Here is a 422-nt window from a genome sequence, read left to right as displayed (position 1 = left end):
CGCTGGACAAGCCACCGGCCGCAGCCGGGGCAGCGAAGAAAGGAGCGAACCCCGCCGGGCAGCTCTCATGCTGGCATTGACGCGAAGAAAGCCGACGCGGACTTCAGGATCTCGTTCGCCCGGCGCAGCTCCCGATTCTCGCGCTCGAGTTCGGCGATCCGCTGCCGGTCATCGGTCGAGGTCCCCGGCCGCACGCCACCGTCGATCTCGGCCTGGTTGACCCAGTTGCGCAGCGTCTCGGGGTTGATGCCCAGCTGCTGCGCGACCCGGGCGAGGGCGCCCTTGCGCTGCCCGGTCTCTTCGCGGACTTCGAACACCATCCGCACGGCCCGCTCACGCAGTTCGTCTGGGTACTTCTTCGGTGCTGGCACTGCTCCACCCTTCCGTGGCTTCAGTGCCTCCATCAATCCCGGGGCGGTTCA

The 422-nt window shown here is 68.0% G+C and carries 1 pseudogene; it reads right to left on the bottom strand.

Going from position 1 to position 422, the window contains the following annotated elements:
• Window positions 1-83 precede the first annotated feature (83 nt).
• Window positions 84-404, bottom strand: a pseudogene (locus E9529_RS21550) (transposase); the annotation flags it as partial.
• Between the last annotated feature and the right edge of the window lie 18 nt (window positions 405-422).

The organism is Blastococcus sp. KM273128 (genome assembly GCF_021698975.1).
GTDB lineage: Bacteria > Actinomycetota > Actinomycetes > Mycobacteriales > Geodermatophilaceae > Blastococcus.
The sequence above is the reverse complement of the archived record's forward strand: the minus strand, read 5'-3'. Positions and strand labels throughout refer to the sequence as shown.